This window comes from Streptococcus oralis, from assembly GCF_001588645.1.
Taxonomy (GTDB): domain Bacteria; phylum Bacillota; class Bacilli; order Lactobacillales; family Streptococcaceae; genus Streptococcus; species Streptococcus oralis_AB.
The window spans coordinates 117,021-135,004 of sequence record NZ_LAYF01000006.1 but is presented as its reverse complement, the minus strand read 5'-3'; the positions used below and the strand labels follow the sequence as shown (position 1 = coordinate 135,004).

Annotated in this window: 12 protein-coding genes; 7 read left to right on the top strand and 5 right to left on the bottom strand. The window is 41.0% G+C overall.

The annotated features are described in order from the left end of the window. The coding region (locus tag A0739_RS06200; protein WP_061587403.1) for a YSIRK-type signal peptide-containing protein at nt 1-6,483 on the bottom strand (6,483 nt) is incomplete at its 3' end. A gap of 623 nt (nt 6,484-7,106) precedes the next feature. Between A0739_RS06200 and A0739_RS06195 the strand changes: the two genes are divergently transcribed. Continuing rightward, the gene (locus A0739_RS06195; RefSeq protein ID WP_061587402.1) at nt 7,107-7,736 is read left to right on the top strand and encodes an MBL fold metallo-hydrolase; all 630 of its coding nucleotides are present in this window, start codon (nt 7,107-7,109) and stop codon (nt 7,734-7,736) included. A gap of 104 nt (nt 7,737-7,840) precedes the next feature. Here the strand turns inward: A0739_RS06195 and A0739_RS06190 are convergent, their stop codons facing one another. Both A0739_RS06190 and A0739_RS06185 read right to left on the bottom strand, forming a co-directional pair. After that, nucleotides 7,841-8,605: a hypothetical protein gene (locus tag A0739_RS06190; protein ID WP_061587401.1), complete on the bottom strand. Its 765-nt coding sequence runs from the start codon at nt 8,603-8,605 to the stop codon at nt 7,841-7,843. A gap of 88 nt (nt 8,606-8,693) precedes the next feature. Beyond that, nucleotides 8,694-10,586 (bottom strand): M13 family metallopeptidase, encoded by a 1,893-nt coding sequence (locus tag A0739_RS06185; protein WP_061587407.1) that lies wholly within the window; start codon nt 10,584-10,586, stop codon nt 8,694-8,696. A 178-nt stretch (nt 10,587-10,764) separates the two neighbouring features. Between A0739_RS06185 and A0739_RS06180 the strand changes: the two genes are divergently transcribed. The 6 genes from A0739_RS06180 (at nt 10,765) to A0739_RS06155 (ending at nt 15,150) form a co-directional block, all read left to right on the top strand. Continuing rightward, complete coding sequence (locus tag A0739_RS06180) at nt 10,765-11,487, top strand: metal ABC transporter ATP-binding protein (RefSeq protein ID WP_049477396.1); 723 nt, start codon at nt 10,765-10,767, stop codon at nt 11,485-11,487. Next, nucleotides 11,484-12,332, top strand: coding sequence for a metal ABC transporter permease (locus A0739_RS06175; protein WP_000559799.1), 849 nt, complete (start codon nt 11,484-11,486; stop codon nt 12,330-12,332). The genes A0739_RS06180 and A0739_RS06175 overlap by 4 nt, the downstream gene beginning before the upstream one ends. 26 nt (nt 12,333-12,358) lie before the next feature. Further along, the gene (locus A0739_RS06170; protein WP_061587400.1) at nt 12,359-13,288 is read left to right on the top strand and encodes a metal ABC transporter substrate-binding protein; all 930 of its coding nucleotides are present in this window, start codon (nt 12,359-12,361) and stop codon (nt 13,286-13,288) included. 112 nt (nt 13,289-13,400) lie between these two features. Further along, a complete protein-coding gene (gene tpx, locus A0739_RS06165) occupies nt 13,401-13,895 on the top strand; it encodes a thiol peroxidase (protein WP_049520902.1) in 495 nt (164 codons plus the stop codon). An 83-nt stretch (nt 13,896-13,978) separates the two neighbouring features. Then, the gene (locus A0739_RS06160; RefSeq protein ID WP_061587399.1) at nt 13,979-14,629 is read left to right on the top strand and encodes a metal-dependent transcriptional regulator; all 651 of its coding nucleotides are present in this window, start codon (nt 13,979-13,981) and stop codon (nt 14,627-14,629) included. 107 nt (nt 14,630-14,736) lie between these two features. Further along, nucleotides 14,737-15,150, top strand: a complete 414-nt coding sequence (locus tag A0739_RS06155) for a hypothetical protein (RefSeq protein ID WP_061587398.1) — start codon at nt 14,737-14,739, stop codon at nt 15,148-15,150. 30 nt (nt 15,151-15,180) lie between these two features. On the opposite strand, the gene dtd is transcribed toward A0739_RS06155, so the two are convergent. Beyond that, on the bottom strand, nt 15,181-15,624 hold the full coding sequence (gene dtd / locus A0739_RS06150; protein WP_061587397.1) for a D-aminoacyl-tRNA deacylase: 444 nt from the start codon (nt 15,622-15,624) through the stop codon (nt 15,181-15,183). A gap of 18 nt (nt 15,625-15,642) precedes the next feature. Further along, nucleotides 15,643-17,859 (bottom strand): RelA/SpoT family protein, encoded by a 2,217-nt coding sequence (locus tag A0739_RS06145; protein ID WP_001123780.1) that lies wholly within the window; start codon nt 17,857-17,859, stop codon nt 15,643-15,645. Nucleotides 17,860-17,984 lie beyond the last annotated feature (125 nt).

Genomic DNA, 17,984 nt, shown 5'->3' with positions numbered 1-17,984 from the left:
GTAACCTGGAATATCTTTCTTCGGTTGTTCGCCGTCTTCGGTTGGATAACCTGGAATTTCATTGCCTTCCTTATCCTTGTGACTAGTCTTCACTTTTTCGTAGACATGTTCTGTGTCGCCGTTTGGAAGTTTCTTAGTCTCTACGAAGCGGTAACCTGGAATATCTTTCTTCGGTTGTTCGCCGTCTTCGGTTGGATGGCCTGGAATTTCATTGCCTTCCTTATCCTTATGACTGGTCTTCACTTTTTCGTAGACATGTTCTGTGTCGCCGTTTGGAAGTTTCTTAGTCTCTACGAAGCGGTAACCTGGGATATCTTTCTTAGGTTGTTCACCGTCTTCGCTTGGATAACCTGGAATGTCATTGCCTTCCTTATCTTTATGGCTGGTCTTAACCTTCTCATAAACGTGGACCACATTGCCTTTTTCATCAACCTTAGTTTCAACAATTTTATATCCTGGAATATCTTTCTTAGGTTGCGAACCATCTTCACTTGGTGCTAGGATATTTCCTTTAGTATCAACAAATGAAGTATTCGGACGTACAGTAGGGATGTATTTAGCTGTAATTGGGGTTCCATTCTTATCAACACGTTTAACTGTTACTCCAGTTGCTCGACCTACAAATTCTGGCTCTGGTGTGAAAGTAACTTTTCCAGCTTCATCAATAGTATATGTACCCTCACCTGGTACCTTCTTCTCTGTTGTACCATCATCAAACGTTGGTTTGACTGTTTCATCAATTTCTACCGGAATTTCTTTACCATTGATTGTTACTTTTCCGCCTTCAAATGTTGGTGTTCCTGATTGAGGTTGTCCTTTCGGACCTTCTGATTCAGAATCTTTTGAAGTAGGTGTAACCGGGATAACAACTGGGGTATACTTAGCTGTAATTGGGGTTCCATTCTTATCAACACGCTTAACAGTCACACCTGTTGCTTGACCTGTAAATGTCTTCTCGGGAGTAAAGGTTACTTTTCCAGTTTCATCAATAGTATATGTACCTTCACCTGGAACTGTCTTCTCTGTTGTACCATCATCAAACGTTGGTTTGACTGCTTCATCAATTTCAACAGTTTTCTCAATACCATTAACTTTGACTTTTCCACCTTCAAATGTTGGTGTTCCTGATTGAGTTGCACCCTGAACATCTGTTGTAATAACATCCGAACTTGTTGGAGTTGCTGGTTTAACAACTGGAGTGTATTTAGCTTTTACAGGAGTTCCATTCTCATCTACACGTTGAACTTCTACGCCTGTTCCTTTTCCAGTAAATTGTGGTTCTGGCTTAAATTCTACCATACCATTATTTACAGTATAAGTTCCTTCGCCTGGAATGACAATTGGTTGATCTGTTGGTTTTCCTGTTTTTGGATCAATAAGTTCAAGACCCTTGGTTTCATCAATAGGAACAATTTTTTCCACTCCATTAACAGTAACCCTACCACCTAGGAATGTAGGCACTCCTTTTTGAGTTGCACCTTGAATGTCTTCTGTAACAGCATCAGTAGCTGTTGGAATTGCTTCCTTAACAACTGGAGTGTAGCTTGCTGTAACTGGGGTTCCATTCTTGTCTTCACGTAAAACTTCAACGCCTGATGCTTGACCTGTAAAGGTTTTTTCAGGAACAAAGGTTACTGTTCCGTCCGGTGCTACAGTATAAGTACCTTCACCCGGAATAGTGATAGAATCCACAACATTTCCAGTTTTAGAATCAATCAATTTAGCTGGAACAGTGTCATTCATCTCAACAGTAACTTCTTTTCCATTGACAACTGCAGTTCCACCTTGGAATTCTGGTTTTCCAGTTTGAGTTGCACCTTGAACATCTTCAGAAGTCGCAGGAACTCCAATAGGATTTACTGGGATAATTTGTGGCGTGTAAGTTGTCGTCACTTTAGTTCCGTTTTCATCTTCTGCTTGCACAGTTGCTGGAGTAACCTTACCAGAATACAATTTATCCGTTGGACTAAAGGTTACCTTTCCAGTTGTTGGATCAATAGAGAATGTACCAATTTCAGTAGTCCCATCTTCAGCATAAGCTGGAGTTGTCTGACCTGCAGGAACTTCATTTCCTTCTTTATCAAGAAGTTTTACTGAACCCTGTTTAATTGGTGCAATTGCATCACCTTGAACAAATGTAGGGGTGCCTGTTTGTGTTGCTCCTTGAATATTTTCAGAAGTTGCTGGAGTTGCTGTTGGTATAACTGGCGTAATCAATGGTGTGTAAGTTGTTTCAACCGAAATACCATTTTTATCTTTAGCCTGTACACGCACAGGTTGAACTTCACCACTATAAGTCTTATCAGTTGGGGTAAAGACTGCAACGGCTTGTCCACCAACTGTTTTCAGAGTATATGTACCAATAACATTTCCACTAGGGTCTTTAGCTGGAACAGATGTTGTTGGAGTTCCGGTTTCATCTAAAAGAGTGAAAGTAGCTGGGTCAATATCCACAGTCACCTGTTTACCATCCAATGTAGTCGTACCACCATTGAATGTTACTGTACTTTCTTGAGTTGCTCCTTGGACATCAACTGACTTAGCAGGTTCTGCTGTTGGAGTAACACCTACAATATGTGGAGTATAAGTTGTCTTAACTTTTGTACCATTCTCATCTTCAGCCTGAACTGTTGCAGGTTGGACTTTACCTTTGTAAGTCTTATCGGTTGGACTGAATGTTACAGTATTTGAAGTTGGGTCAATTGTATATTCCCCTACTTTGTTACCATTCTCATCCAAAGCATCTACTGAAGCTCCAGGTGCTACCGGAGTACCATTCTTATCAAGAAGAACAGCTGAGTTCGGCTTGATTGGAGCAACAGAGTGTCCTTCTTTGAATGCTACCGTTCCTGTTTGAGTAGCGCCTTGGATACCAGTTGATTCTGCAGGAGTTGCTGTTGGAGTAACTGGTGTAACAGTTGGAGTATATGTTGCTGTCGCTGTAGCGGTAATAGGTTGTCCATCTTTATCTTGACCAAGAGTTGCTGTTAATGATACAGTCACTGGGGCTGCTGTACCTGTGAATGTTTTCAACGGAACAAATGTCACAACACCAGTTTCATTATTAATTGTGTATGTTCCTTGACCATCAATTGTTACTTGGTCAACTAACTTACCAGTGGTAGGATCTACCAACTTAGCAGGTGAAGTAGCACTTGGTGCCACAGGTGAGCCATCACCAACAGATGTAAAGGTTGGAGTACCTGTTTGAGTCGCTCCTTGAACATCTGTGGATGTTACATTATGACCTTCAATCGTGTCTGTTACTGTGATGTGGTAAGTTGTTGTAGCGGTTGATGAGCCAGCCCCATGATCCACACCAGATTCAGTTCCACCTATTGTAGCATCTGTTGTGTAATTGCCATTACTATCAATAACGTCAACTGTTACTGTATAGACCCCCACTTCACTCAGTGTATAACCACTAGCAAGATTATAGTTGTTTGCATCTTGTTTAGTGTCATAAACCTTCTGAACTCCTGAAGGAGATGTTACTGTAATACGAGTAATGTAAGTTGTTTTTCCGTACTTAGTATCTTCTGCATCAGAGATTGTCACTGCAGCTTTTGCTTCATTACGGAGATCTACCGCAGTTCCTTTAGTAGAAGTATAATCTTGTGAGCTTGCAGTTGGTTTCGTATTGACAACAGTCGCAACATCTGAGTTAGTTGCGATTGTTCCTCTAATGATTCCACCAAAACCTGATTTAGTATGAACTTCCCATGAATCATCACCCAACTTTTTAGCAGTAACTTCTGTTCCATCTGATGATGTCCATGTGTTTGAATATTTGTCAAAAGTAATAGTTACTGACATACCATCGCCAGCTTGGTTAGTATTTTGAGAAACATATTCCGTCATTGGACGATCAGGAGTAGTTACACTTGTTACATTTCCATCTTTATCAAGTTGACGAGTATATTCGTAAATGAAGAATTTCATACCGCCATCTAGTTTCGTTTCAGTGTATACTTGGCGTTTCGTCCAAGTTGTAGTCCCATCTCCATTTGCTGTTTTCACTTCGGCATAGTCGGCAGGAAGCTCCCAGTGACCAGATGTACTATTTAAAACTGCAGTGTGTTTTTGCCCATCAGTTCCATTCAATTCAACTTGATCACGTAAGAAAGTTCCCTTAACATTTTCAGCTGATGCTTCTACTTTGATATTATCAACACCAACTTTTGCAGTTGCCTCTGACGTGACTGGAATATTAAAGACAGTATTTGAATCTACAGCACCTAGTTCTTGATTTTCAGTAACCGCTGTATTGGTTGAACCACTATCTACAAGCCATTTACCATTAACGGCTTTCAAGTTTGTTACAGTTCCATCTGGCATTGTAACCTTAGCACTTGTAGCACCTTTCGAGATTTTAACAGGAACTGTTGTTGAATAGGTTTCAACGTTTTGAACTTCAACTTTAGGCTTAACAACTACAGTAATAGAACCGTGCGCCTCTTGACCTGACTGATTCCATGTCGTATTATTAGATAACTTATCATAATCTTTAGCAAATACTGAAATGGTATAGATACCTGCCTCTGTCACCTTACCTCCAATGACAGCATTACCCATATTGGTTCCAGCAGCTTTTTGCTCTTCAGCAGTACTGTTTGTTACAGTATAGTTGGTACCAGGAATCAACACTTTAGAATCATCTAATTCTGCTCCTATAGTGTTGTAGCCTGAGACACCTGTGACTGCTTTAGAAGAATTTTGACGAACTTTAACTACTTTACCTTCAGCAGTTGTATAGTCATAGTTTCCTGCTGAATTGCCAGGTATCGCACTAGCTCCCGAAGAATCATGAAAACGAAGATTGATATTCGCATCATCACCAACAGTTCTATCATAACGAGCTGAATCTGACTGAATTGTAGGAGGTGTGCTATCTTGCCAACCTACCCAACCAGCACGTAGATTCTGAATTTGGAAGGTAACAGTCCGCCCATCTGTATTCGTTGCAGTAATATTGAATCGTAAGTCATACACTCCATTTTCAATACCAGCAATTACTTTACCTTGAATGGTATCTGTCGCCTCATCATAAGCAACACCTGGTACAAGGTTAGTTGGTGTTACAGAGGTAAGACTCCAACCAGCTTGCTTAGCTTTTTCTGTAACTGCAATACGATCTTTCAAACCTTTAATATAAACTCTGTCAACTCCTTGTTCATACCCATAGCCATAAATTTCTGTAGCTAGGTATTCATAACCACCGTTAGCAGAGTATATTGACGTCGCAGCGTTTGAAATTCTTGACCCATCCGCACGGAGTTTATTTCTCCAAAGTGGTGCTTCTTCAGCTAACTTTTTAGCGGCATCAGGGGTTAATGGATAGTCTACACGTCCTTTGTTGTTATGACCAGTTTTTCCACCTTGTTCTGTATGCATCCCATTTCCAGCATTGGTATCTTCACCAGTCCGTTGATTAGAATAGACTTCAATCTCTAGCCCTGTAGCATCAGTACCCGTAATTAATTTAATTTCTTGTACCGGAATTGTATAGGTATCTTTACCAGTATGATTTGAAGCGTTTGTTTCCGATGCATGAGTTGTGTTAGAACCCTCTTCAGCATAGAAATCTTGAGCAGCCAAAGCTACTCCGAAGTTTCCGTCTTTTCCAACTCCCGCTTTCTTCAAATCATTGTAGACAGCAATAATGGAATCATTTAAGCGTGACAATTGATCATTGATTTGTTTAGCTGTAAGGGTATCATTCGCTAGGACTTTTTTGGTTTCTGCAATAACTTCCTTATTATTAGCTATCGCCGCCTCAATTGCTGCTTTGTTTTCAGCCTCAAGCTTATTTCTACGGACTGCTTCAGTTGCTAAAACATTGGTTACCTCAGCTTCAGACGTAACTTGTTCTAAGACTTTTTTACCTTCTTGGACTGGTTCGACAGTTTCTTTTGTTTCTTCTACTTTTTCTGCTTTTTCTGTAGCAGTGGTCGCCACTGGTTTGACTGCTGTAGTTGCTGCTGTTTCCTCAACTTGTTTCCCAGCTTCGTCTGACTCAACTACAACTGTAATCAAAGCTTCAACTTTAGCATGCTCTGCATCGATATCAGCCTGTTTTGCAGTTTCGTTTGCAAGAACTGCCTTTGCCGCAGTCAATACTTCATTTGCAGTAGCTATCGCTGTTGCATCAGCTTTCTTTGCAGATGCAATCTTCGCTTCTAACTCAACTACTTTTTTAGTCAGAGCAGTCTTATCAACTTTTTTAGTCTCTACTACTTTTTCTGACGCCTTAGCTTCAGATTTCTCCGCCGTTATAGTTGACTCCGACTCCTTTGTTGCTACTGGTGTTGTCGTTGCCACTGTTGCATCTGCACCTTGTACTTCCGCTGCCGATACCGCACCATTACCTAGGAACATCATCAAACCGGCCGCAATTGCCACCGACGCTGCCCCAAAGCTGTACTTCCGAATGCCATAACGAATGTACTTCTCCGTTCTAAACCCCTGTTGCTTACTCTTCATAAGATACACAACCTTCCTATTTTTATTATATTGATATTGAAATATAGAAAAAACGAAATTTCTTCCCTACTCAAAAAATGGTCCTTAAATTTCATTATTCTAAAAGGATTATATCCTCGTATTCAATATGCATATTCATACTAACACTTTTCCCTATCTTTTTCAACAACTTTTATAATTTTATTTAAAATAAAGTTATAATATTCAAATTATTTGATTCATAAAACTCTATCAAAACCCTTTATTTACAAACTGTAAACCTTGTTTTTTGTTATTATATGAAAACAAATAAAATACTATTTAATGTATCAAATTATTATATTTATATTTTGATACACTTCGCAAATATTATTTTTTAACATATTTTATTTATAATTATAACTATAAAATCCAAATGCGTTCTCAATAAAAGAAACTGTATTTTTATCAGTTATTTCTTATTTATGCTATTCTCTTATTACCGTTCAACTAAAAAATCCGAAACAACTTATCTTACAGCAATTTCCTTCTTTTTTTAATATAAATCAACCAACCTTGAATACAAAAGAGGGACTTTCTCTTCACTTTATTTCCTTCTTCTATGCTATACTTAGTTTAGTACTTTCTTTGAGATTGGAGACTTTATGAAAATCCATAAAACCGTGAATCCCGTTGCCTATGAAAATACCTACTACATAGAGGGAGAACAACACCTGATTGTAGTTGACCCAGGTAGCCATTGGGAAGCTATTCGCAAGACTATTGAGAAAATCAACAAACCCGTCTGTGCGATTCTCCTGACCCACACCCACTACGACCATATTATGAGTCTGGACTTGGTTCGTGAAACTTTTGGAAATCCTCCAGTTTATGTAGCAGAGAGCGAAGCTAGCTGGCTTTACACTCCAGTCGATAATCTCTCTGGTCTCCCTCGTCATGATGATATGGCAGATGTGGTCGCAAAACCAGCAGAGCACACCTTTGTCTTTCATGAGGAATACCAGCTTGAGGAATTTCGTTTTACAGTTCTACCTACCCCAGGGCACTCTATTGGCGGCGTTTCCCTCGTCTTTCCTGATGCTCATCTAGTCTTGACGGGAGATGCTCTTTTCCGCGAAACCATCGGTCGGACAGACCTTCCTACAGGTAGCATAGAACAACTTCTCCATAGTGTCCAGACGCAACTCTTCACCCTTCCTAACTACGATGTCTATCCTGGACATGGTCCAGCTACGACTATCGCTCACGAAAAAACCTTTAATCCCTTTTTCTAGCAAGCAAAAACCAAGGATAATTTCCTTGGTTTTTTTGTAGCTTCTATTTCTATGTTAATATTTGCTCAGTAGAATCAAAGTTGAACTAGAAAAATAATTCAAAACTAATTAGCTCGATTCAATTCTTTCCAGTCAATGTTAGACAAATCAAGCTTTTCAGAAGAGATATCTAAAACTTGCTCTGCTTTTTCATTGCCACCTATTTGAATAGTTGCTTCTTTAATCTTCTGCACTCCATTTTTATCAAACGAATATAGAGCCAGATTCATTTCTGGACGAGTTGACTGCCAGTCTGCATAAGAGACTTGACCGTTTTCATAAATATCAAATCCTGAGCGAAAACCACCTGCAGAAGCTATATATGCTGTGTGAAGTAAGCTAGGTTTTTGATTTTCCAAATAATAAATGGCTGAAATAAATTTTTCATCGCCAATAAGCAACTCGTCTTGACCATCCTTATTCAAATCAACAATTGCGTATTTCCAATCAGATGCATTTTGATAATCCATTCGAGAGAAAACTAGGCCATATTCTTCTGAAGTAATCTTATCTTGTTTATTTTCCTTGTATAAATCTTCTCTATTACCTTGTTTTAAAAGGTCTGTAAAGTGTTTATAGCGTTCAATCACTTCTTTATATAAATCTTGTCTGGTTTCTTTCTTATTTTCAGCAGTCGATTGCGATTCCTTGGTTGACGAGTCACTAGTATTTTCAGCCTTAGCTTCTGTTGATACACTAGTCTTATCGTCTTTGGAGACAGATGATAGTGCAGATGAAGGTTCTGTATTGTTCCTATTTTTATTGAGACTACAAGATGCTAAAACTGAAATCGAAAGAATAGCTGAAAGCGTCATTAAAAATTTCTTCATGTTAACCTCGATAGCATTGCATTTTCAGATTGATAAACTTCAAAAATGAACCATTAATTCCAAGATGATACTTGGTTAGAGACTTACTTTACCAAATAATCACACGGTCCTCTGGTGAACGCCACATGCCGTCGCCTTCTTTGACATCGTATGTTGTAAAGAAGTCATCGAAGTTTGGCACTTGCACATTGACACGGAGTTTGGCAGGCGCGTGCACATCGACACTGGCCATAAGTTTCATCAATTCTGGACGGCCTTTCATGCGCCAGATACGAGCAAAGTTGTGGAAAAATTCTTCAGCTGAGAAGTCTGGTTCTCTCTTAGCAGCTTCAAGGGCTGCAGCAATTCCTCCCAAGTCAGCAACGTTTTCAGACACGGTTAGTTTCCCGTTGATTCTTGCACCGTAAGATTCTTGCCCATCAAACTGGTCGATAACTTTTTGTGTTTTTTCTTTGAAAGCAGTATAGTCACTCTCTGTCCACCAATCCTTGAGGCTACCATTTTCATCAAAGGACGCACCATTTGTGTCAAAGGCATGAGAAATCTCGTGAGCAATAACAGCACCAATACCACCGTAGTTGGCTGAAGACGACTGGTGCAAGTCATAGAATGGAGCCTGTAAAATAGCCGCTGGGAAGACAATCAAGTTCTTCTGAGGATTATAGTAGGCATTGACCATATGAGCAGGCATGCCCCACTCCTTGTAGTCAACCGGTTGGTTCCACTTACTCCAGCTGTGCTTGATTTCCACACGCGCAAAGGCTAGGGCATTCTCAAAGAGACTGGCAGTTTCATCCACTACCTTGTCCTTGTAGCGGGCTGGCAATTCCTCTGGATAACCGATATAAGGCTTGATGACATTAAGTTTGACAATGGCCTTGTCACGCGTTTCAGGCGTGAGCCAGTCATTCTTAGCCAAACGTTCCTTATAAACGTCAATCATAGTCGCTACTTTTTTCTCTACGTCTGCCTTAGCTTCTGGAGAGAATTTTTCATGCGCGTACCAGAGACCAAGGGCTTGCTTAAAGGGACCTTGGGCCAAATGATAAGCTGCCTTGACCTTGTCCTGAGCTTCTGGCACACCTGAAAGGGCACGTCCGTAGGCACCTGACAAAACACGAATCTCGTCAGTTAGATAGCTGGTTGAAAGATTGACTACGCCCAAAATCAAAGTCGCCTTAAGCAAAGGCCATGCTTCTTCACTATAGAATTGCTCTGCTGCTTGCCAGAAACGTTCCTCGTCTACGATAACCTTATCTGGAATTTGCCCAAGAACAGCTTGGAAGAAATCATCCAAAGGTAGGGAAGGGGCAAATTTCTTGAAATCCTCATAAGCGTATGGATGGTAGAGTTTGGCATATTCTGAACTTTCTTCGTTTGAAAGAACCACTGCTGCGATACGACGGTCCAATTCCAATCTCTTCTCTAGTAAGTCTGCGATTTCCTCGTCTGAGAAATCATAGGCTTTGAGAAGATTCGTTGTACTTTCCTTCCAAAGAGTCAAGAGCTCCTCACGTTGAGGATGGTCTTCAGCATAGTAGGTTGTATCTGGCAAGATTGTTCCTGGAGCACTGGCCCAAAGAACATTGGTTCTGGCATCCATAAAGTCTGGCGATACACCAAATGGAAGGAAGTTTGGTTTACCAGCTAGTTCGAACTCTGCCAGTTTGCTGGTAAAATCTGCAAAACTCTCCAAATCCTGATATTCCTTGAGCAGAGGAAGGACGGGCTTGATCCCATCTGCTTCTCTCTTATCAAAATCGCGTACCATGCGATGGTACTTAACAAAGTTTGCGAGGATAGCATCCTCTGGGACATCCTCTCCTGCCAACCACTTGTCCGTTGTTGCCAGCATCAACTCTTCAATTTCCTCATCAAGGTCAATAAAACCACCTGTTCGAGATTTATCAGCTGGAATGACAGCTGTTTTTTCCCATTCGCCATTAATAGCATCATAAAAATCATCTTGATAACGTGTCATCTTGTTCTCGCTTTCATTTTTCACTTATTCTTAGCTTAGCAAAAAACACTTGGGAATGCAATTAAAAATGGTTTCTCTTTTTTCTTCGTTTTTCAGTTATTATTTTAAATTTTTCAAAAATTAACTTGACTTAATTTTTTTTTTAAGGTATATTAAAAGGCAGGAGGAATACAACTGTATGATACGTATCGAAAACCTCAGTGTCTCCTACAAAGAAACGTTGGCACTAAAGGATATTTCACTAGTGCTCCAAGGACCAACGATTACCGGAATTATTGGTCCAAATGGTGCTGGAAAATCAACTTTATTAAAAGGTATGTTGGGAATTATCCCACATGAAGGTCAGGCCTTTCTCGACGACAAAGAAGTCAAGAAATCTTTACATCGAGTTGCCTATGTCGAGCAAAAAATCCATATCGACTACAATTTCCCTATCAAGGTCAAGGAATGTGTCTCACTGGGACTCTATCCATCTATCCCGCTTTTTCACACTTTAAAGGCCAGCCACTGGAAAAAAGTGGCAGAGGCTCTTGAAATCGTTGGACTTTCAGACTATGCTGATCGCCAAATCAGCCAGCTCTCAGGAGGACAATTCCAACGTGTGTTGATTGCCCGCTGCCTTGTGCAGGAAGCTGACTACATCTTTTTAGATGAGCCTTTTGTCGGGATTGACTCGGTTAGTGAAGAGATTATCATGAACACGCTGAGAGACCTAAAAAAATCTGGTAAAACAGTTCTCATCGTCCATCATGACCTCAGCAAAGTCCCCCATTATTTCGACCAAGTTTTGCTTCTCAATCGAGAATTAATAGACCTTGGTCCGACTATAGAAACCTTTACCGAAGCCAATCTTAAAAAGGCCTACGGTAGCAAACTCTTTTTCAATGGAGGTGACCTATGATAGCAGAATTTATCAATGGATTGCAAAATTTCCATTTCCTACAAAACGCCTTGATAACAGCTATTGTCATCGGAGTTGTTGCTGGAGCTGTGGGATGTTTTATCATCCTACGTGGGATGTCTCTCATGGGAGATGCTATCTCTCACGCAGTTTTGCCCGGCGTAGCCCTTTCCTTTATCCTGGGAATTGATTTCTTTATTGGAGCGATCATCTTTGGTTTGATGGCTTCCATCATCATTACCTACATCAAGGGAAACTCTATCATCAAGAGTGACACCGCCATTGGTATTACCTTTTCATCTTTCTTAGCCTTAGGTGTCATCTTGATTAGTGTTGCCAAGAGTTCGACAGACCTCTTCCATATCCTTTTTGGGAATATCCTCGCTGTCCAAGATACGGACATGTGGATCACCATCGGTGTTGGGGCATTGATTCTTTTGATTATCGGGATTTTCTTTAAACAACTATTGATTACATCCTTTGACGAGCTCCTGGCTAAAGCCATGGGAATGCCCGTCAATTTCTACCACTATCTGCTCATGGTGCTCTTGACCCTTGTGTCAGTCACCGCCATGCAAAGTGTTGGAACGATTCTTATCGTAGCCATGTTGATCACCCCAGCTGCGACGGCTTACCTTTATGCTAATAGCCTAAAGAGCATGATTTTCCTTTCATCAACCCTAGGGGCAACCGCTTCTGTTTTGGGACTCTTTATCGGCTATAGCTTCAATCTCGCAGCAGGATCCAGCATCGTGCTCACATCCGCCAGCTTCTTTCTAATCAGTTTCTTTATCTCTCCTAAACAACGATACTTGAAACTGAAAAACAAAAAAATCATTAAATAACGGGAAACCCTATCTGGAGGAATCTAATGAAAAAATTAGGTACATTGCTTGTACTCTTTCTTTCCGTCATTGCACTTGTCGCATGTGCTAGCGGAAAAAAAGATACTGCTTCTGGTCAAAAACTAAAAGTTGTTGCTACAAACTCAATCATCGCTGATATTACCAAAAATATCGCTGGTGACAAGATTGATCTTCATAGTATCGTTCCTGTTGGTCAAGACCCACACGAATACGAACCACTTCCTGAAGACGTTAAGAAAACCTCTCAAGCTGACTTGATTTTCTATAACGGTATCAACCTTGAAACAGGTGGCAATGCTTGGTTTACAAAATTGGTCGAAAATGCCAAGAAAACTGAAAACAAAGACTACTTTGCAGTCAGCGACGGTGTAGATATCATCTACCTTGAAGGCCAAAACGAGAAAGGCAAAGAAGACCCACACGCTTGGCTCAACCTTGAAAATGGGATGATTTATGCTAAAAATATCGCTAAACAGTTGATTGCAAAAGACCCTAGCAACAAGGAATTCTACGAAAAAAATCTCAAAGACTATACTGAAAAGCTAGACAAACTAGACAAGGAAGCCAAAGAGAAATTTAACAATATCCCTGCTGAGAAAAAACTCATTGTAACCAGCGAAGGATGCTTCAAATACTTCTCTAAAGCTTACGGAGTCCCAAGTGCCTACATCTGGGAAATCAACACAGAAGAAGAAGGAACACCTGAACAAATCAAGACCTTGGTTGAAAAGCTTCGCCAAACAAAAGTTCCATCACTCTTTGTTGAATCAAGTGTCGATGACCGTCCAATGAAGACTGTTTCACAAGACACAAATATTCCAATTTACGCACAAATCTTCACTGACTCAATTGCTGAAGAAGGTAAAGAAGGTGACAGCTACTACAACATGATGAAATACAACCTTGACAAGATTGCTGAAGGTTTGTCAAAATAATCCATTTAAAACGTCATTCTCACCGAATTGGCGTTTTTCAATTTCCGGTCAAATCATTGGAAAAATCTGACAATTCTCGGTAAAATAAAAGAAAAAAGAATGGAGTAGTTTCATGACCACTTTTCTCGGAAATCCTGTAACCTTTACAGGTAAACAACTGCAAGTCGGAGACAAGGCACTTGACTTTTCTCTTACGACAACCGATCTCTCTAAAAAAACGCTAGCTGACTTTGATGGAAAGAAAAAAGTCTTGAGTGTTGTCCCTTCTATCGATACTGGGATCTGCTCAACGCAAACACGTCGCTTCAACCAGGAACTTGCCAACCTTGACAACACCGTCGTTCTTACCGTTTCTATGGACCTACCATTTGCTCAAGGACGCTGGTGTGGGGCTGAAGGTCTTGACAATGCTATCATGCTTTCAGACTACTTCGACCATTCTTTCGGACGCGATTATGCGCTCTTGATCAACGAATGGCATTTCCTTGCACGTGCCGTCTTTGTTCTCGATACTGACAATGTCATCCGTTATGTAGAATACGTTGACAATATCAACACGGAGCCAGACTTTGAAGCTGCTATTGCTGCAGTTAAAGAACTAGACTAAAATCACAAGCATTATGACAGAAAGCTAGAGAAATCTAGCTTTTTTTGGTATACTAGATGGAGAGAATGAACAAGAGGAAACGAATGACTCCAAATAAAGAAGATTATTTAAAATGTATTTATGAAATCGGTACGGACATGCAAAAAATCACCAACAAAGAAATTGCTGCCCGTATGCAGGTCTCTCCGCCTGCTGTAACAGAGATGATCAAACGCATGAAAAGTGAAAATCTCATCCTCAAGGATAAGGAGAATGGCTATCTATTAACAGATATTGGTCTCAAACTGGTCTCTGAGCTCTATCGTAAACACCGTTTGATTGAAGTCTTTCTAGTTCACCATTTGGACTATACTAGCGATCAGATCCACGAAGAAGCTGAGGTCCTAGAACACACTGTCTCCGACCTTTTTGTAAAGAGACTGGATAAACTGCTTGGTTTCCCTCAAACCTGCCCCCACGGTGGAACCATACCAGCCGAGGGAGAACTCTTGGTTGAAATCAATAACCTGCCACTAGCAGCCGTCCAGGAAGCTGGAACCTATCTCCTGACTCGTGTTCATGATAGTTTTGAACTACTCAAATATCTAGAAAAGCACGCAATTCATATCGGTGACCAAGTCCATGTCAAGCAGTTTGATGGCTTTTCCAATAGCTTTACTCTGGTCAACAAAGACGAAGACCTCCAAGTTAGTATGGATATCGCCAAACAACTCTATGTCGAAAAAATCAACTAACCCCTTATTCCTGAAAGAAATTCCTTTCAGGGATTTTTTATTATGTTAGTTGCAACTCCCATTCATTTGGTGTAGAATGAAGGTAGATAAAAGAGGGAGGTCATCCTATGAAAAAGCTCTTTAGAATCCATTTTGCAGCTATTGCAGTCAGCGATTTGCTACTATTAGCAATTTTTATCTCCAAAACCGATCTCTCTGTAGACTGGCTCCTGCTCTCTGGTTTTATTTTCATCCTCGCTCAGGGACTACTGCTGTCTCGCTTGGTCTTCCGACTCAAAAAACATTTCTCTGAGATTTATCCTCAAATCAATAAAAAGTTTCGCTTCTACTATTTAGGAGTACTCATCAGCGATTTTCTATTATTTGTCCTCTTTGTCTTCGCTAGTTCTCAGCGATTTTCCGCTCTTATGCCAATCGTCACTGGTTGTCATTCTACTTTATATTATATGACGGCTAGCCACCTAAGGGAAAACTATCCAGACTTTTACGACAAACACATTTCTTTATGGGAGTGTTTCTAAACAAAAACCAAGCCAGCTGGCTTGGTTTTCTTATCTATTTTTTGTATCAAGGATAATGGTGACCGGTCCGTCATTGACCAGCTCCACCTGCATATCCGCTCCAAAGATACCTGTCTGAACAGGTACTTCCTGAGCTAGTTTTTGATTGAAAGCGTCATAAAAGTCTGATGCCCTATCAGGCTTGGCTGCTCCTGTAAAGGCTGGACGATTGCCCTTCTTAGTATCTGCAAAAAGGGTAAACTGAGAAATCGAAAGGATTTCCCCTTCAATATCCTGGACAGACAGGTTCATCTTGCCTTCCGAATCTGAAAAAATCCGCATATTAACAAGCTTTCGGACAGCATAATCCAGATCTTCCTCTTGGTCCTCTGGGCCTACACCGACCAACAATAAGAGGCCCTGATTGATTTTTCCCTGAACCTGACCTTCGATATTCACTTGGGCTTTCTTGACTCGTTGAATGATGATTTTCATAAGCGCCTTTCTATTCAATTATCCGTTGGTCCGTTTGACAGAGTAGACCTCTGGCACACTCTTGATTTTGTCAACGACCGTTGTCAGAGTAGAAAGGTTTGAAATTCCAAAGGACACATGGATATTGGCAAATTTCATATCCTTGGTTGGTTGAGCATTAACGGTCGAGATATTCTTAGTTGTGTTGGAAAGAACTTGCAGAACATCGTTCAAAAGACCTGTACGGTTTAGACCATAGATATCGATGTGAGCAGTGTATTCCTTGCTTGAGAATTGATCTTCCCATTCCACATCAAGGAGACGCTGCTCATAGTTTTCTTGGGCACGGAGATTCATACAGTCCACACGGTGAATAGCTACACCGCGTCCCTTAGTAATATAGCCGACAATGTCGTCACCTGGAACTGGATTGCAACACTTGGCAATCCGAACGAGGAGTCCTGAGGCACCTTCAATCACCACACCACCCTCATGCTTGACCTTGAGGGTTTCTTTATTTTCAACCTTAACTTCGCCACCTTTGACAAGCTCTTCTGCCTCCGCCTTGGCCTTAGCGCGTTCTTCCTCACGACGTTCCTTTTCGGTCAATCGGTTAAAGACGGTAATAGCGCCAATTTCTCCAAAACCAATGGCTGCATAGAGAGCTTCCTCTGTCTTGTAGCTGGTCTTTTGAAGGACCTCGTCCATATGACGCTTGTCCATGAATTTATTGGCTACATAGCCGTTTTCTTGGAACTGGGCCATCAACATTTCACGGCCCTTGTTAACGGATAATTCCTTGTCTTGATTTTTAAAGAACTGACGAATCTTGTTGCGCGCCTTGCTGGTCTTGACCATGTTGAGCCAGTCACGACTCGGACCAAAGGAGTTGGGGTTGGTGATAATTTCAACCTGATCCCCTGTCTTAAGCTTGGTTGTCAGCGGAACCATACGGCCATTGACCTTGGCACCAGTCGCTTTTTCACCGACTTTGGTATGGATTTCATAGGCAAAGTCAATCGGTCCTGAATCTTTTGGAAGGGAGCGAACTGCACCATCTGGAGTAAAGACATAAATCTCCTCCGCCAGATAGTTTTCTTTAACAGAGTCCACAAATTCCTTGGCATCATCAGCCTGATCTTGGAGCTCCATCATCTCCTTGATCCAGTTCATCCCAATAGCAGATTCCTTGCTGTTGACCTGCCCTTTAATGCCTTTCTTATAAGCCCAGTGAGCCGCAACCCCGTACTCAGCCACTTCGTGCATTTCCTTGGTCCGAATCTGGAACTCAATCGGCCCTTTTGGCCCATAAACAGTTGTATGGATAGACTGGTAACCATTGGCCTTACGATTGGCGATATAGTCTTTGAAGCGGCCTGGCATAGGTTTCCAAAGTTCATGCACATAACCCAGCATAGCATAGACATCACTCTGGGTATCTAAGATACAGCGAATGGCAATCAGGTCATAAATTTCCTCAAAGCGTTTCTTCTTATCCTGCATCTTGCGGTAGATCGAATAGATATGCTTAGGACGACCATAGATTTTTCCTTTGAGATTTCTTTCTGTAGCGTACTCTTCCAACTTGGTTACAACTTCATCGACCAAAGCCTCACGTTCTCTGCGTTTTTCCTTCATCATGTGGGTGATCTTGTAAAACTCAGTTGGATTGAGATAACGGAAAGATAGATCTTCCAACTCCCACTTGACACTGGAAATCCCTAGACGATGAGCAAGTGGTGCATAAATTTCCATGGTTTCTCTGGAGATACGCTCTTGCTTATCCTTTCGAAGGTGTTTGAGAGTCCGCATATTGTGCAAACGGTCCGATAATTTAACCAAGATAACACGGATATCCTCTGACATGGCCATAAGCATCTTGCGGTGATTTTCAGCCAATTGTTCCTCGAGTGATTTGTACTCAACCTTACCAAGCTTGGTCACCCCATCAACGATAATCCGAACATCATGACCGAACTCTCTCTCCAAATCATCCAGTGTCGCATCTGTATCCTCAACCACATCATGCAAAAAACCGCAGGCAACCGTCACGGCATCTAGCTTGAGTTTAGCTAAAATCCCTGCCACCTGAATGGGATGAATAATATAGGGCTCACCTGATTTCCGAAACTGCCCACTATGACAGTCAACTGCGTAAATCAATGCTTTTTGTACAAAAGCAACGTCTTCCTTTGTTAAATATTCTCTCGTTAAAGCGACTACCTGATCGCCCGTCAAATTCACTTCTTTCGGCATCTATACTCTCCAATTCTTCCTACCATTTTATCACTTTTTTAAGGATATGAAAACTAGAAAAGCCTGTTTTTATGCCAACACCAATCATTAAAAAAACACTGCCAGATTTCTCTAGCAGTGTTTTG

What these genes read in the sequence shown, in the direction of transcription:
- A0739_RS06195 (WP_061587402.1), top strand. Translation starts at nt 7,107, where the DNA reads ATGAAAATCCATAAAACCGTGAATCCCGTTGCCTATGAAAATACCTAC.
- A0739_RS06190 (WP_061587401.1), bottom strand. Translation starts at nt 8,605, where the DNA reads ATGAAGAAATTTTTAATGACGCTTTCAGCTATTCTTTCGATTTCAGTT.
- A0739_RS06185 (WP_061587407.1), bottom strand. Translation starts at nt 10,586, where the DNA reads ATGACACGTTATCAAGATGATTTTTATGATGCTATTAATGGCGAATGG.
- A0739_RS06180 (WP_049477396.1), top strand. Translation starts at nt 10,765, where the DNA reads ATGATACGTATCGAAAACCTCAGTGTCTCCTACAAAGAAACGTTGGCA.
- A0739_RS06175 (WP_000559799.1), top strand. Translation starts at nt 11,484, where the DNA reads ATGATAGCAGAATTTATCAATGGATTGCAAAATTTCCATTTCCTACAA.
- A0739_RS06170 (WP_061587400.1), top strand. Translation starts at nt 12,359, where the DNA reads ATGAAAAAATTAGGTACATTGCTTGTACTCTTTCTTTCCGTCATTGCA.
- tpx (WP_049520902.1), top strand. Translation starts at nt 13,401, where the DNA reads ATGACCACTTTTCTCGGAAATCCTGTAACCTTTACAGGTAAACAACTG.
- A0739_RS06160 (WP_061587399.1), top strand. Translation starts at nt 13,979, where the DNA reads ATGACTCCAAATAAAGAAGATTATTTAAAATGTATTTATGAAATCGGT.
- A0739_RS06155 (WP_061587398.1), top strand. Translation starts at nt 14,737, where the DNA reads ATGAAAAAGCTCTTTAGAATCCATTTTGCAGCTATTGCAGTCAGCGAT.
- dtd (WP_061587397.1), bottom strand. Translation starts at nt 15,624, where the DNA reads ATGAAAATCATCATTCAACGAGTCAAGAAAGCCCAAGTGAATATCGAA.
- A0739_RS06145 (WP_001123780.1), bottom strand. Translation starts at nt 17,859, where the DNA reads ATGCCGAAAGAAGTGAATTTGACGGGCGATCAGGTAGTCGCTTTAACG.